Here is a 582-nt window from a genome sequence, read left to right on the forward strand (position 1 = left end):
GCCCCGCTGGACGACGACGAGGCGGATGTCATCGTCGGTTCGCGCGACTTCGACCTGATCTCGCAGATCGAAGACGAGCTGCTGCTGGCGTTGCCGGTGTCGCCGCGTCACGAAACCTGTCCGGACGCGGTGGAGCCGGAAGCGGTGGAAGCCGAAAAGAAGCCGTCGCCGTTCGCGGTGCTGGCAAACCTGAAGACAAAACATTAGGCATGCGCAAGCTTTGCGCGTGCCGATGGCGGTACGTTTCACACGCCTACCGGAATGGCTACGCTCCGGCTCCGTGTGATGTGATAAAATTGATCAAATTGCTTAGGAGTCATCATGGCTGTTCAACAAAACAAGAAGTCGCCGTCCAAGCGCGGCATGCATCGTTCGCACGACTTCCTCACCTCGGCCCCGATCGCTGTCGAGGCGACCACGGGTGAAGTCCACCTGCGTCACCACGTGAGCCCGAACGGCTACTATCGCGGCCGTAAGGTCGTCAAGACCAAGAACGACTGATGCGGTTTGCCAGTCTTCTGGCAAGCGTGTTGGGTTGGTCTGAACGCACCGGTTCATGATGCAAGCAAAAAAGCGGCAAGC

General features: G+C 59.1%; 2 protein-coding genes. Both read left to right on the forward strand.

What is annotated here, in order from left to right; genetic code table 11:
• Window positions 1–207 (forward strand): YceD family protein (locus tag ACP3PW_RS17235; RefSeq protein WP_426417967.1); only part of this gene is annotated, 207 nt, incomplete at its 5' end.
• A gap of 114 nt (window positions 208–321) precedes the next feature.
• Window positions 322–501 carry a 50S ribosomal protein L32 gene (gene rpmF, locus ACP3PW_RS17240; protein ID WP_011001000.1) on the forward strand — a complete coding sequence of 60 codons (180 nt, stop codon included), beginning with the start codon at window positions 322–324 and terminating at the stop codon, window positions 499–501.
• The last annotated feature ends 81 nt before the right edge of the window (window positions 502–582 follow it).

This window comes from Aestuariirhabdus sp. LZHN29, assembly GCF_049985285.1.
Lineage (GTDB): Bacteria > Pseudomonadota > Gammaproteobacteria > Pseudomonadales > Aestuariirhabdaceae > Aestuariirhabdus.

What these genes read in the sequence shown, in the direction of transcription:
- rpmF (WP_011001000.1), top strand. Translation starts at nt 322, where the DNA reads ATGGCTGTTCAACAAAACAAGAAGTCGCCGTCCAAGCGCGGCATGCAT.